This is a genomic window from Microcoleus sp. BR0-C5 (assembly GCF_036705045.1).
In the GTDB taxonomy this organism is placed as follows: Bacteria; Cyanobacteriota; Cyanobacteriia; order Cyanobacteriales; family Microcoleaceae; genus Microcoleus.
Genome location: NZ_JAUBTR010000004.1, coordinates 135,447 through 149,500 on the forward strand (window position 1 = coordinate 135,447; position 14,054 = coordinate 149,500).

The 14,054-nt window shown below is 47.0% G+C and carries 15 protein-coding genes; 9 read left to right on the forward strand and 6 right to left on the reverse strand.

What is annotated here, in order from left to right:
* Positions 1–37 precede the first annotated feature (37 nt).
* Positions 38–517, reverse strand: coding sequence for a hypothetical protein (locus QUB08_RS03365; RefSeq protein ID WP_333223462.1), 480 nt, complete (start codon positions 515–517; stop codon positions 38–40).
* Positions 518–599: 82 nt separating this feature from the next.
* Here QUB08_RS03365 and petN point away from each other — a divergent pair, with 82 nt between their 5' ends.
* The 4 genes from petN (at position 600) to QUB08_RS03385 (ending at position 1,893) form a co-directional block, all read left to right on the forward strand.
* Positions 600–689 carry a cytochrome b6-f complex subunit PetN gene (gene petN, locus QUB08_RS03370; RefSeq protein WP_071883976.1) on the forward strand — a complete coding sequence of 30 codons (90 nt, stop codon included), beginning with the start codon at positions 600–602 and terminating at the stop codon, positions 687–689.
* A gap of 91 nt (positions 690–780) precedes the next feature.
* Positions 781–1,380, forward strand: a complete 600-nt coding sequence (locus QUB08_RS03375) for a DJ-1/PfpI family protein (RefSeq protein WP_333223463.1) — start codon at positions 781–783, stop codon at positions 1,378–1,380.
* Positions 1,377–1,613, forward strand: coding sequence for a DUF167 domain-containing protein (locus tag QUB08_RS03380; RefSeq protein WP_333223464.1), 237 nt, complete (start codon positions 1,377–1,379; stop codon positions 1,611–1,613). Before QUB08_RS03375 ends, QUB08_RS03380 begins: the two co-directional genes overlap by 4 nt.
* Positions 1,614–1,704: 91 nt before the next feature.
* Positions 1,705–1,893, forward strand: a complete 189-nt coding sequence (locus QUB08_RS03385) for a CsbD family protein (RefSeq protein WP_333223465.1) — start codon at positions 1,705–1,707, stop codon at positions 1,891–1,893.
* 374 nt (positions 1,894–2,267) lie between these two features.
* On the opposite strand, the gene QUB08_RS03390 is transcribed toward QUB08_RS03385, so the two are convergent.
* The 4 genes from QUB08_RS03390 to QUB08_RS03405 form a co-directional block, all read right to left on the reverse strand.
* Positions 2,268–2,522 carry a DUF4926 domain-containing protein gene (locus tag QUB08_RS03390; protein ID WP_333153876.1) on the reverse strand — a complete coding sequence of 85 codons (255 nt, stop codon included), beginning with the start codon at positions 2,520–2,522 and terminating at the stop codon, positions 2,268–2,270.
* 10 nt (positions 2,523–2,532) lie between these two features.
* Positions 2,533–2,868: a DUF6883 domain-containing protein gene (locus QUB08_RS03395; protein ID WP_333142475.1), complete on the reverse strand. Its 336-nt coding sequence runs from the start codon at positions 2,866–2,868 to the stop codon at positions 2,533–2,535.
* A 370-nt stretch (positions 2,869–3,238) separates the two neighbouring features.
* A complete protein-coding gene (locus QUB08_RS03400) occupies positions 3,239–5,224 on the reverse strand; it encodes a calcium-binding protein (RefSeq protein WP_333223466.1) in 1,986 nt (661 codons plus the stop codon).
* Between the two features lie 463 nt (positions 5,225–5,687).
* Positions 5,688–6,821: a cob(I)yrinic acid a,c-diamide adenosyltransferase gene (locus QUB08_RS03405; protein WP_333223467.1), complete on the reverse strand. Its 1,134-nt coding sequence runs from the start codon at positions 6,819–6,821 to the stop codon at positions 5,688–5,690.
* A gap of 227 nt (positions 6,822–7,048) precedes the next feature.
* Here QUB08_RS03405 and fraC point away from each other — a divergent pair, with 227 nt between their 5' ends.
* The 5 genes from fraC to larE all read left to right on the forward strand — a co-directional run bounded on the left by fraC (position 7,049) and on the right by larE (position 11,448).
* Positions 7,049–7,567, forward strand: a complete 519-nt coding sequence (fraC, locus tag QUB08_RS03410; RefSeq protein WP_333223468.1) for a filament integrity protein FraC — start codon at positions 7,049–7,051, stop codon at positions 7,565–7,567.
* 5 nt (positions 7,568–7,572) lie between these two features.
* Positions 7,573–8,571: a DUF5357 family protein gene (locus QUB08_RS03415; RefSeq protein WP_333153870.1), complete on the forward strand. Its 999-nt coding sequence runs from the start codon at positions 7,573–7,575 to the stop codon at positions 8,569–8,571.
* 199 nt (positions 8,572–8,770) lie between these two features.
* Positions 8,771–9,544: an ABC transporter permease gene (locus QUB08_RS03420; RefSeq protein ID WP_333223469.1), complete on the forward strand. Its 774-nt coding sequence runs from the start codon at positions 8,771–8,773 to the stop codon at positions 9,542–9,544.
* A 161-nt stretch (positions 9,545–9,705) separates the two neighbouring features.
* Positions 9,706–10,485 (forward strand): Uma2 family endonuclease, encoded by a 780-nt coding sequence (locus QUB08_RS03425; protein WP_333223470.1) that lies wholly within the window; start codon positions 9,706–9,708, stop codon positions 10,483–10,485.
* 135 nt (positions 10,486–10,620) lie between these two features.
* Entirely contained in the window at positions 10,621–11,448 is an 828-nt protein-coding gene (gene larE, locus QUB08_RS03430) for an ATP-dependent sacrificial sulfur transferase LarE (RefSeq protein WP_333223471.1), read from the forward strand.
* A 618-nt stretch (positions 11,449–12,066) separates the two neighbouring features.
* Here larE and QUB08_RS03435 read toward each other — a convergent pair.
* Positions 12,067–13,932: a polysaccharide biosynthesis/export family protein gene (locus QUB08_RS03435; RefSeq protein WP_333223472.1), complete on the reverse strand. Its 1,866-nt coding sequence runs from the start codon at positions 13,930–13,932 to the stop codon at positions 12,067–12,069.
* Positions 13,933–14,054 lie beyond the last annotated feature (122 nt).

Below are 14,054 nucleotides of genomic sequence, written 5' to 3' on the forward strand. Positions count from 1 at the left end.
TCTTGCCTGTTCCTAAAAATGCTGCAAGATTTTACACTCAAGAATCAAAGGGCTTAATCCACGATCGCCCGATCGCCCAATCCAAAACCAAACCTGCGATCGCAAACAATACCACACTCTCGGCACCGCGAACAGCAAACGGCAATAACTCCTGTAGGGCGGGCATCTTCCCAGGTTCAAAAAACAATCCAGCATCCAATTGTCCAAAAGCCCGCACCAACCCAAAAGCCAACACCACACCAGATTTAAGCTGTGGGTTAACATCTCGGCGAATCGCATAGCGGTAAGTCACGCCGAACAAAAAACCGCCCAAAAGTGCGATCGCCCCTCGGGCGGCAAAATTTAGGTCAATTTCCCTTACCTGCCAACTCGCCAGAGAATCCAACCGATCCGCTAGAATTAAGCTATTACCAAGGGCGATCGCCCCAAAACCAAGCAAACAAGACAAAGCAGCAACACTCCCTGCCTTCAAAGATTCTACCCGTTCAGCCGCACTAAAATTTGACGAGTCCTTCACAGCGCCCTCATTTCAAAAATGGCTCAAATTGACTTATCATAAGGTTTGGAGTCACTTTGTACAGTTTGTTCAATAAATAGCTATGGATATTTTGTCACTCGGTTGGGTTTCGGTGCTAGTTCTGTTCTCCTTCTCAATTTCAATGGTCATTTGGGGACGCAACGGTTTCTAGATTCCAGAATAGCTTGCGGGGCAAGCTTTTTAACAGCCCCGCATTTTTTTTAATCCTATTTAACTAAATCAAAATAACAGGAGTTGTAAACATGACAGCCAAAAAAATATTAATGCTAGTCGGCGACTTTGTAGAAGACTACGAAGTAATGGTTCCCTTTCAAGCACTGCAAATGGTAGGTCACACCGTCCACGCCGTCTGCCCGGACAAAACCGCCGGTCAAACAATTCGCACCGCAATTCACGACTTTGAAGGCGATCAAACCTACAGCGAAAAACCCGGTCACAACTTCACTTTAAACGCGACTTTTGACGAAATCAACCCGGCCGACTACGACGCTTTGGTTATCCCCGGAGGACGCGCCCCAGAATACATCCGCCTCAACGAACAAGTGCTGCAAATTACCCGCTACTTTGCCAACAGCAAAAAGCCGATCGCATCTATTTGTCACGGCTTACAAGTTCTAACAGCAGCAGGCGTACTCGAAGGCAAACGCTGCACCGCATACCCCGCTTGCAGCCCCGACGTACTCCGGGCCGGCGGCAAATATACAGAAGTTCCAGTTACCGAAGCCGTAGTCGATGGCAATTTAGTCACCGCCCCCGCGTGGCCAGCACATCCTAACTGGCTGGCTGAATTCCTGAAAGTTTTGGGAACGAAGATCGAACATTCAGAGAAAGTCGAAGTATGACTATTTTTACAGTCAAAGTTAAACCGAATTCCAAACAGCAAAGTATCGCAGAACAACCAGACGGCAGCCTCACAATACATCTCAAGTCGCCACCAGTCGAGGGCAAAGCCAATCAAGAATTAATCATGCTGTTGGCGAAAAAGTTTAAAGTGCCGAAATCTGCGATCGGCATTAAATCCGGTCTTTCCTCCAGAAATAAACTTGTGGAAATTCCAATCGAACCTGTAACTTAGAAATAAAGGTAATAACAAATCTATCTAAAGAGAGATACAGACTCAACTTTTAAATCATATATTAATAGTTGTAGAGTTAGAATATAAAATTATGAGCATTAAAAATAGAGTCGAAGCAACAGCGAAGAATATTGAAGGCAAAGTTCAAGAAGCCGTTAGCGAAGTTACAGGGAATCAGAAAGATAAATTAGAAGGTCAAGCCAAGCAGGACGAAGCATCAGCAATTCACCTGAAAGAAGACCTCAAAGATAAAGCCAAAGAGATTGTAGACAAAGCTTAGGAATGAGAATTAAATAACTTCCACTCTTGAAAGTGGGATGGGCGTCCCGCCCGTCTTTTTTGGACGGGCGGGACGCCCATCCCACAATAACAATTAAAATTGTAAGTTATTTAATTCACGATCCTTAGTAACAGTATTCGCTACAAGTTTCCTGCCTACTAAATCCCGCAAATTATGTGTTTGCGGGATTTTTTTATTATGTAGGGGCGGGTTTTACCAACCATAATTGCCAAAAATCAACTATCTCATAAACCCGCCCCCACCCCGCCCAAAATTCCGAATTAATTGAATTTAACGCTTGGGCGACGATGCTTAATCGGGGTTATTCGTTGGGTGGGGGCGGGTTTATAAAGATTATTGGTGCGTGGCAAAATTCATCGGCGAACCGCCCCTACAGATTCTAGTAATTCATAATGCAAAAGCATTAATTTTGTGGCCGGAATGGTTTCCATTGCATAAGTTCTACCATCTTGATGAGAAAATTCTACCTCAAAAGCACTGCCATCAAATTCCATCACAACTGTTCCTACTTGTCCTTTATATAATTTAATGATTTGTTTTGTTTCAAAATGGGTGGCTTCTAAATCTTCAGTTAAAGCAACAATATCTAGGTCTTTAATTGTTTTCATTGTTTTTACCTCACTTTTTGACGGGATAACAACTTGTTAATCTGGGGAAACTTTCACCTAAGCGGACGATCCAAGCTGCTAGAATCAGAGATTCACCTACTTCGGTTTTCAGCAAGAATTTCATGTTGTAATGTGTTCCGTATTCATTGTTTTTTTGAATAACAACATCTTCGTTGATAGCAGCTTCTTTTAAAGCCTGTTTGAGCATTTCAGCATTTTTTAGGGTAATGCCTAACTTACTGGCAAACAAAACAGCTTTATTTTTTCCTTCTTGATGATTCGGATTTAGAGAATATTCTTCTATTTTATTGCCTAAATCTGCTAAATGACCATTGGGCAGTTTCACTATTAATAACTGTTTTTGAAAGACAAAAGAGAATATTAGTCGCCTACAATAATCGACTTTTACTCATATGTCAATTATATCGTCTTTGAGTTGGGGGGCGGGTTTATCAAAATTATTGAGGGGTGGCAAAATTCATGGGTGAACCCGCACCTACAGATTCTACTTTTCGACCAGATCCCTCCGCTACCCAGGGCGAAGATGCTGTTTGGCGAAGATGCTTTTTGGCCGATTCCCTGTTTGGCCGATGCCCAATTCCCAATGCCCACAAAAAAGCCGGGGATGGATATCCCCAGCTCGAAACATAGCACAATTAGTTTTGAGAGTTGGTAGGGCGATGTTTCAGAATCGACCCCACCCACTTTGGCCCAAATTAAATCAGGATAATGTCAGTCACCGTCAAGCCTGGTCTGCCGTTGAAGTTTGCCAGTGTAACGGCTGCCTGGGATCCCGAACCGTCAGGATCGAACAACAAGCGACCCGTGTTATCGTTTACGTTCAGTCGATTTTCATAAATAAGGACTGCTTGTCCCGGAGCTTGCGCATTCCCCTGACCATTGTACGTCCCGGTGTCAAGCACTAAGAACTGTGTGGAACCCGGTCGGCTTGGCCCATTCACTTTACCTAAGCCGAAGGCACTGCTATTCAAGAGTATCTTGTCTTGGCCGACCGTAAAATCGCCGATTTGGTCTGGGTTAGTACCCAATGTCCCGTCGGGGTTGATGGTGACGCCCTCGCCGAAGTTCTGGTAGTAGAAACTGTCATTACCCGATCCGCCAATCAGGGTGTCAGCATCAGGCCCGCCGCCGAGAGAGTCGTTACCCTCGCCGCCGATCAAATAGTCGTTACCAAACCCGCCCAGCAAGGTGTCGTTTCCGGCGCCGGAATTTAAGGTATCGTCCCCCAATGTTGCGTTGGATGAGTCGCCGAACAGGATGTCATCCCCGTTACCAGTAGTGATCACATCAGTGCCGTTGCCACCAGTAATGAAGTTGCTGCCTAAGGTATCGCTAATCAAGTTTGGCGCTGTAAGACCGGCAAAGTCGACGCCGCTAGCGTAGGAGATGAAGTCGTTACCCGCAACGTTGCCAATCACGCGATCGCGCTCGCTGCCAAAGATGATGCTGTCACTTCCCTCGCCACCGTTCATAAGGTTGGTGACGGTGAAGCTGCTGCCAGTAGGATTGGTGTAGCCAATTAACAGATCGCCGCCGAGTCCGCCTTCGAGAGTAATCAAAGCAGTACCAGTACCAGCAAAAAAGGCCTTGGTAGCATTGATAGTATCGTTGCCATCTCCACCGCCTGCATTAGTAAAGGTACCGCTCAGGCTGTCGTTGCCTTCACCACCGATCATTGTATCAGTCGCAAAAGCTGCAACGATCGTGTCATTGCCTACTCCGCCGTCGAGCGAGTTGCGACCCGCGAAGCCGGGAAATGAACTGGAGGCGCCTACGCTCGAAATTACATTCGGCACCGACGCCGAGACGATGAAGTCGTCGCCTTCACCTCCCAAAGCGGTATCCTGCGTGGCAAAAACCGTGATCGTGTCGTTACCGTCGCCGCCCTCAAAGAAGTTTCTGCCGCCGCCAAACTCCCCGATACCGCCGGTGAGAGAATCGTTGCCGCCACCGCCAATCAAGCTGGTTCTCTCAATGCCGATCGTGATGACGGAGGAAGTAAATGGGCTGCTTTGCGTACTGTTGGTAATGACTAAGATGTCGTCCTCAAGATCGCCCGACAGGTAGCTGTTGCTGGCCACACCTCTTAGGGTGTCGTTGCCTTTTCCGCCAAAGAGACTGTCTCTTACATTGATACCTACAACTAAGTCGTCGCCCAAATCACCCCGCAAGTAGTTGCTGCCTTCATTGCCAGCGAAGCCAATAGCCAAGCCACCCTCTAAAGAGAGGTTGTTGCCACCGCCTGCGATGAAGAAGCCGATCGCGTCATTGTCCTTACCGCCGTAGAGGGAATCTCCTCTCTGCGCCCCTCCCAGCATCGTATCTGCGCCCTCATTACCAAACATGAGGTTAGCTTCGACAGTACCTTGGACGAAATCTTCTCCCTCGCCGCCGTACAGGCTAGCGCGGGCTTCAGCGACTATGGTGTCATTGCCTGTGTCGCCCAACAGCAAAGCCGGAGTCCGCTGGGATCTGATTGAGTCTTCGTCCTCGCCGCCGTACAGTGTATCGTTCGGGCCTACTGAAATCAGAGTATCGTTATCGGCTTGGCCAAATATTAAGCTGCCGCCCAGGGTGGAAGTTCTAACGAAATCCGCCCCGCCTCCGGCGAAGATTGTATCCGGGCCCAGTCCCGGAAGGTTTAAATCTAGTTGATTAGAATCGCCATTTAACGTTGTCATAAAGCTTCACTCCTCTACTTGTTGGTCATCGCTGGTGCGACTACAGACACTGCCTAGAACACCGAATGTTTGGATTCCGCTGTAGTTTAACCTGTTTGCCAGCCGCAAGTCTAGCCTACTGGCGTTAACCCTGTCTAGACTTTCTCCCTCGCGGATTTTTTGCTTGTAAGCTTTTATATTCAATGTCTTCACCCTTTAATAATCCTGGTGCACTGTCTCAGGTGCTCACGCTCTACAAGACGCGGCTCATATTCTTAATGTTCCATTCTGGATTGGCGGTCGGGGATCGCGTCCGGGGGAGGAAATTAAAGATTAAAAAAGGCAGATCAGGGTGATCGGGAAGACAAGGAAAATTGGGAGATTTGTTACTTGGTAACAAGGCTTTGTGGCAATTTCCGGTTTTCCAGGCAGGGCCGTCATTTAATAATTCTGGCCGGGATTGAACTCCGTACCGCTCCGGGCTTTAAAAGTCTACGCCCCGCTTTAGTTCTACGCCCCGATCGCCGTAGTGTTTGTGACAGTATACCTCGGAGTGTACGCTTGCCAAGTCAAAGTAAGCGTGGGGTTTGTGGCAGCGCCCGGTGATAATAATTTCTGTATCCCGCGGCTTGCGTAGCAGGGCTTCGACGATCGGCTCTACCGGCAGCAGTTCTAAGTCTACTGTGGGATTGAGTTCGTCGAGAATAATCGTTTTGTACCAGCCGCTGGCGATCGCACATTTGGCGATTTCCCAGCCGCGTTCTGCTTCGATGCAGTCTAGCTCTTGCTGTTGCCCCCGCCAAACTATAGCATCTCGGCCGCACCGCTGGTGATCTACTAGCTGTGGGTAGCTTTGCCGCAAAGCTGCGATCGCCGCATCTTCTGTATAACCGCTGCCACCTTTGAGCCATTGCACGATTAACACCCGGTGAGATTGGTCTTGACTGATACCCCTACCTATTGCCTGCAAAGCTTTGCCCAAAGCGCTCGTAGACTTGCCTTTCCCCGCTCCAGTGTATATTTCGATACCGGAAATATGATGCTCTGCCGCTGCGGGGTGATAGTGGGGCTTCATTTCTGAGTGTAAGTCGGCAATCTCCAGCAAAGCTTCCGGGGCCGCTCGGCCTGTGGCGATGACTTCTAAATATTCTGGTTTGTTTTTGAGGGTTTGGACTACTTCGTCAACTGGCAGCAAACCCAAGTCCAATACGGGGTTTAGTTCGTCTAGTACCACGACGGAATAGAGCTCGCTGGCGATCGCTCCTTTGGCGATATCCCAGCCTCGCTGAGCTTCGGCGCGATCGAAGCGGGTGATTGCTTCGGCCCCAAAATATTCGGCTCTGCCGGTACGCACTTGGTCGATCAAGTGCGGAAATGCCCGTTGCAAGGCTTCTATTGCCCCGTCTTCGTCGTAGGAGCGGCCGGGGCCTTTGAGAAAGCGCAGCAACAAGACTCGCGTGGGCGAGTCTGAATTGATACCCAGCCCGATCGAGCGCAACACTACTCCCAAAGCTGCCTGAGACTTGCCTTTACCAGCGCCGTCGTAGACGTGAATCTGACCCGCGGCGCGTTCCGACCGGGATGAGGCTGTCCGAATACCAATGCCATTCCTTACCATAATCAGCAGTTGTTTGAGTCTGTATCGGGGTGGGTATTCGATCGCGCGCCTTGAATGTTTAATTTTTCCATTCTGTTGGCGGATCTCAACAGATTATACGATAAGTCCTAACCCCCAATCTTTTAAGCAGCGATCTAACGCAATCAGATGCTCACACCTTCGGTTAAGATTATTCCGTTTGTGCTGTACAATTAAAATTTAACACGGACTGATATACCTAAAGGCTTATGATTGCGAGTGTTTTCCCATTTCGGACTGTTTTGGTGCAAATTTTAATTATGTTTTTGGCGATCGCGATCGAATCGTGGTTTTTGCAAAAACTACTTAAAATCGGCCCCAAAACCAGCATTGAATATACAGCCATCCTCAATCTCTCTTGCACTTGCGTAGGCTGGTTAGTTTTCTTCGGCATTGAAAGCGTTCTTAGCAAAGAATTGCGGGAACAGCTTATCGGTTATATTTTATTAGGACGTGGGGATAATGTTTACGCTCCAATAACTATGATAGCACTCTCCGTATTAGCAGTAACTTTTCTAGCTAAATGGCAGGGATTAGAATTCATAGACAACATGGTTTCCGGCAATAAAAAAGCTTCTAAACCTCAGTTTTTAGGGCCGCCCACCCTCACCCGCCGTCCTCCCAAAAAAACTTTTCAAGTAACTACCCAGTTTGGGGGAATTTTAATCGCCCACACAGTTAGCAATCTCGTTATTTTAACCGTGTTGTTTTTGCAAAGCGTCTATTGAAATTTATGATGAAGCAATTCTTTGATGCCACTCAGCAACTCACTAAGCTGACAAACAACCTTTGGGAAACCAATAAAAAAATCCAAAAGGCGATGATTCCGCCTAAAGTTGTTCACTGGAAGACTCCTTTACTACTCAGCATCTTTTTAGCTTTGCTGACAGTGGCAGCCGTAACTGACTGGCGGACGAGAACTCTGCTTTTTGATATGAGCTGGTTATTATTTACACTTTCAATGGGTTTGCTGACCAGCCAGCAACCTTTTGTGATTAAAGGAGTAAGTCTGAGTCCGTGGGTGACAAGCATCTTAATTGGCTTGTGGTTACTGATAAGATTGCCGTCGGATAGGAAGGAAATAGCATGGATAGCTGGCCCACTTATAGCAGTAGTAATTCTGGCGACAATAGAGATTTGGAATAGTGAGTCAAAACGGGAAGGTATCAGGTCGTTGGTGCGCCCTCAGTTTTTGATGATTACTCTAGTTCACCTGCTGTTTTCCTGTTGGTTTGCTTTTCACTTTTTAATTCAAGGTTGGATACAACAGTATCCCAGCGTTTTATCTCAGGATTTAAGGCAAAGCGATTATGTGGTGACATTTCAACGGCCAACTATTAATCGCTCCCGAGGAGTTGTCATCCTCAATGCAATGGAGGGATACCTGCAAAATGAAGCCCGCACAAAACCGTGGGCGCAAGTAGAGCAAATGTTAATAGATATTGACAACGAGCGATTTTTTCTGCGGAATCAAGCCTTAAAAACAACTGGGGTAGTCCCAGAAGATGGGAGGTGGGATGTCAAAACTTCGATCGTCCAAGGAGAGTCTCGCTATCAGTTAGAGATGGAGGCAACTTGGCTGGGAGTGGTTTTTAGACCGGAAATATATTCGTTTACCAAATCTTGCGAGGTGTTCCAGATAGCCAATAGGGCGACTGTAACCTGCGATGCGATAAAACGCTCTCAACCCGGACAGAAAAAAGATGGAACGGCGGGGGACAGTCAAGTTTGATTCTGTCTCTGTTAACTAATTGCGATCGGTATAGCGGGAGAGTGGGAGAGTCTGAGAGTGGGAGAGTCTGAGAGTCTGAGATGGAAAAAATCCTCTTTCTTCTTCCCTCTTTCTTCTTCCCTCTTCCTTCTTCCTTCTTCCTTCTTCCCTCTTCCTTACACTAAAGTATGGCGAAAGTTTCCAGCGGGTTAATAACTAGATGAATTTGAGAAGAATCTTGACAGTCGCGACCAATGTATTTTGGGAAGTAATTCGCGATCGCATCCTTTACTTAATTATTATTTTTGCTCTGTTGATGGGCGCCTCGGTACGGTTGATACCGGAATTGGCAGCGACAACCGAAAATAAAATTATCTTAGATGTCGGTTTGGCTGCTATGAGCATTCTCGGTCTAATTGCCACAGTCTTTGTCGCTACCGGACTGGTCAACAAAGAAATTGAAAAGCGGACTGTTTATCTGTTAGTGGCCAAGCCGATAAGTCGGGCTGAGTTAATTGTGGGCAAGCACTTAGGGCTGTCGGCGGTGCTGGCGGTGCTTGTAGCAGCAATGACTGTTATCTATCTGGCTATTCTGAGTTTGAGCCGGATTCCTTTCCCTTTGGAAAGCATTTTAATCGCTTCGTTGTTTGTCTGGTTTGAGCTGTGTCTGATGGCTGGTGTCGGGATTTTATTTGGGGTTTTTAGCAGTTCGCTGTTGGCAACTTTACTGACATTGGGCGTTTATTTGATGGGACATTCGACGCGGGATTTAGTGGCTTTGGGCAAGTTAACTAAAAATCCTGGCCTTGAACAATTGATGATGGGACTTTATCTGGTTTTGCCGGATTTAGCCAGATTCAATTTGAGAAATGATGCTGTTTACGGACAAGTTCCTTACTTGGCAGGTTTGATTACAGATGCTGGCTACGGTTTGCTGTATGTGGTGCTGCTGCTGTCAGTTGCGATCGCCATATTTTCCCGCCGGGAATTTTAAAACGCGCATTCCGCACCTTCAGGGTAATTGTTTGTAGTGAAGACTAAAATCCTCACTACAAACAATTTTATGATCGACTTAGCGCGCTAAGATATAGAGAAGGTTATCGATCGCCTATCTCGACTAAAAATAAAATTTTTATTGGTAAAATGAGGTGACTTATGACTACTGTAATTCACAAACCGATATCGCAGCTAAAAATTACCTGGCCCCTGCTTCCCGATGATTTTATCCTACCAGACGACCCTGTAGACGATATAAACCATCCCTTGCTAGCTAACGGTTTGCGCCCGTCTGTAGTGGATTCCCCGGAACTAATCCAAGACGCACTAATAGTTTCTAATTTTGCTTTGTGTGCTGCTGTGGACGATCGCACTATTTGCAAAGCCCCAGACTGGATGTACGTGCAGCCAGTTCAACCTTGGGTTCACAACTATCCCCGCCGCAGTTACACGCCTCATACCGAAGGAACTGTCCCTTTTGTAGTGATGGAATTTCTATCAGCTACTTACGGCGACGAATACTCTGTCGAACACACAGAAGAAATCGGCAAGTGGTTTTTTTACGAACAAGTAATCAAAGTTCCTCGCTATGTCATTTTTCGGCCCCATACAGGCAGAATAGAAGTTTATGCGCTTGAATCCGATCGTTATGACAATCAAAATCCTGATGAAAACGGCCGTTATTTAATACCTGGATTAAATCTATTTTTGGGAGTGTGGCAGGGAACTCGCGAAGGTAGAACGGGATATTGGCTGCGCTGGTGGACGGAGGGCGGAGAACTGCTTTTGTGGCCGGAAGAAAGGGCAGAAAATGAACGCCAGCGAGCCGATCGCCAACAGCAACACAAAGAGTTAGCCGAGACGCTGCTGGAACAGGAAAGACAGCGAAATCAAGAGCTTTTGGCTCGATTGGCAGCCCTCGGTATCGATCCCGAATAGCATTAGAAGTCCGATGGAAGTCGGAAGAAAGAAGAGGTTCGAGGGAAAAAGAGAACCCGATCGAGATATGCTGTCTTCATCCTTCTTTCTTGAGTTGGCTTTCTTACTTATATGTTGCTAAAAAAAGGTGAAATTATGTTAATAGAAAAACTGGCAGAATTAAAAAATATTTTCGCACAAATGGAACGGGCTTTGATTGCCTACTCCGGCGGAATAGACAGCACTTTGGTGGCAAAAATCGCTTTTGATGTATTGGGCGATCGCGCTTTGGCAGTGACGGCAGTTTCCCCGTCTTTATTGCCAGAAGATTTAGAAGATGCGCGGATTCAAGCAGCAGAAATTGGCATTGCCCACCAGGAAGTAGAAACTCAGGAAATGGCAAATCCCAATTACACTTCTAACCCAGTTAACCGCTGCTATTTCTGCAAAAGCGAACTGCACGATACTTTGAAACCCCTAGCACTAGCAAAGGGTTATCCTTATGTGGTGGATGGGGTTAATGCTGACGATTTAAAGGATTACCGTCCCGGAATTCAGGCTGCGAAGGAACGGGGCGCGCGATCGCCCTTAGCAGAAGTAGGTATGACTAAATTGGAAGTGCGGCAATTGGCAAAAGAATTGGGTTTGCCTTGGTGGGACAAACCGGCTCAACCTTGTTTGAGTTCGCGCTTTCCTTACGGCGAAGAAATCACCGTTGGAAAGTTGCAAAGAGTGGGGCGCGCTGAACGGTATTTGCGGCAGTTGGGACTGAAAAATCTGCGAGTGCGATCGGATGGAGATACGGCACGCATTGAGTTACCTGCAGAGGAGATTAAGGAGTTTGTGCTAAATACCGATTTGCCTGCATTGGTGGCGGTGTTTCAGGAGTTTGGTTTTGTGTACGCGACTTTGGATTTGGAGGGATTTCGCAGTGGCAAATTAAATCAGGTTTTGCAGCCGGAATTGTTGAGGGGGAAAGGTTGATTAATTTTCCCGAATACAAAAAATTTCTCATGATTGATGTAGTTTGGGACATGGAGAAAGGGGAACAATGTCAATCGAACCTTTACCTTTGATGTAGCAACTTATACCTTTCAAGGCTCGAATTGTTAGGATTACAGGACTTACGCAAAAATAACGTATTTCTGTCGCCCAGCGAACTCAGTGAAGCAATCTCAAGGTGGCGTTACTTAATCAGGGTATGAAAAAAAATAACTTTAAAATCCACCACCTTTGTGGATACTGGTTTCTCTGACGGGCATATTTAACGTTTCATACCGTAAATCAGCAACGCCAGGATGTTTGCCGCAGATTTGGGATGTGCCATGTAATAGCAAATCCGGCTTTAATACCCCCTTTGCTCGCAGGGCTGTTTCATTCTCACCAAAAACATGAATTTTGACTCTTGTAGTGCCAAGAATGCCTACCCCCGACCTAGACGATTCGATCGGCAGATCCGACCAAGAGGGCCGGCACTCTTGGCACGGCCCCTACGGATAATGAAACAGCCCTGCCTTTGCTCGGACGACAGTTTGACTCTATGCAGCGGTTTCAACCGCCGATTCATAAAGAGGGTGGCTAACTTTCAACGCCCGAGTCTGATCAAGGAGTAGTTGGCTGAATTTGCTGTGGCTGCATTTGCTGCTGCTGATTTTGCTGCTGAAGTTGCTGCTGCTGAATCAGAAGCTGCTGATTCTCAAGATCTATTTGCCGCTGTCTGTCTTCGAGTTGCAAGCGTCTGTCTTCAAGTTGCAGCAATCTGTCTTCAGCTTGCCGCTGTCTGTCTTCACGTTGTAGCTCTCTGTCTAGCAGTCTGTCTTGACGTTGCTCTTGTCTGTCTTGACGTTGTTCGCGAAGCTGTCTGAGCTGATTTCGCCGCTGGAAATCCCCTCCCAAAAATAAGTTTTCAAAAGCGTTGATAGTTGCTTGAAACCCCGTAAAAATGCCACCAACAGTGTTAACCCCAGTTGCTACTCCTGTTATTGGCTGCAAGAAACTGTTGATATTGTCTCCTACCCTAGCATAGCCCGATCGCGCTACCAGAATCACATCGTTGTTGCGGAGAGTGGGGTTATTATTAGGATTCAAGCCTTGAGCAAAATCCACCTCGATCGTGCGACGAGAAACAGTACCGTTGGGGTTCAATCGCAATAGTTCTACCTTGTCTTTTTTAGCCCGCAATTGATTGAAACTGCCTGCGGTCAGCAAAGCTTGGTGCAGGGATGTACTAGGCCGCACCTGCAAAGCCCCAGGCCTAATTACTTCTCCTACAATATTGATGCTGATCGCGTTCGGAGAAAAACTGCTATTTGCGACTTGAGAAACTTCAGCCAAGTCTACAGTAGCTGCTGTCGGGATAATTACGCTATCTCCTTCTTGCAGCAAAATATCTTGAGTTGCGTCGCCTTTTTGTAGCAAATCCCACAGATTTACCATGATAGTTTGTTCATTGCCACCTCTGACTCGGCGGCGGATTTGCACTCGGCGAATGTCAGCTTCTGTAGTGATACCACCAGCAATTTTCAATGCTCTAGTTATCGTTGGTAAGCCCACAACTGCTCCTTGCTGTTGGTCGATAGATACAAAAGCCAAGTCTGTTTGTTGGTTGCTTGATCGCACATCCGAAGCAAATACAGTATAAGGCCCCGGCCGGTTTACTTCCCCGACAATTACCACGCCAATTGGTTTAGTAATATCAGCGGAAAAATTAGCACTGGCTCTTTGACGAACTTCTTGAGTATTAAGGGCCCTTGCTGTCGGTACAAAAATTGTATCTCCATCTCGAATGGTAACGTCTTGACGCAAATTTCCTGTGTCTAAAAAATCCTGCAAATCAACATTAGTAACTTGCTCCTGCCCGCCTCTGCGGGGACGACGAATTTGGACATTTCGCATATCTCCTGCTGATGTCACCCCTTGTGCAAGTTGCAGCATTTCCATCAAAGTCGGGAATTTTACTCCTCCTCCTTCTCTAGTGGGATTAATCTTGTAGGAACCCGGGCGAGTAACTTCACCTGCAAGACCTATATTTAGGGGGCGAGCGACGATCAGAGTTACGGTAACAACGGGAACATTGATGAAGGGTTCGTATCGCTGGGTAATTACGTTAGCAGCTTGTTGCAGCGTCAACCCTTGAATTGAGACGCTGCGAATGATTGGCAAATTGAGCGTCCCGTCAACTAACACTTGATATTCTCTGCTGAATTCAGGGACGCCGAATATCTCTAAAGCAATGCGATCGCCCGATCCTAAAGTATAAGCTGCTTCTTGTGTCAGCGAACCAGAATTTCCGCTCCCCGGCAAACTCGAACCCGGAGGTGGTGGCGGCGGTACTCTCGGCCTGTTTGGGTTAGGAGTGCCTGCAGGAGTTCTGACGGCAGGCAACTGAGCTATACTGGGCAGCGAACTCAATAGCACCAGGAGTGCTGACAAACTCAGACTTGTAGCGGTTTGAATGGTATGTTTCATCTTTCTTTCCTGGTGGCAGCCTGCCATTGAACAAGAGCAATTTAGCTAGTGGATTTTAGTTTATTTTCCCTGCTGTCCAGTGTAGCCTCGCTTCGCTCCAAAATCCACAGGTGCAAGCATAA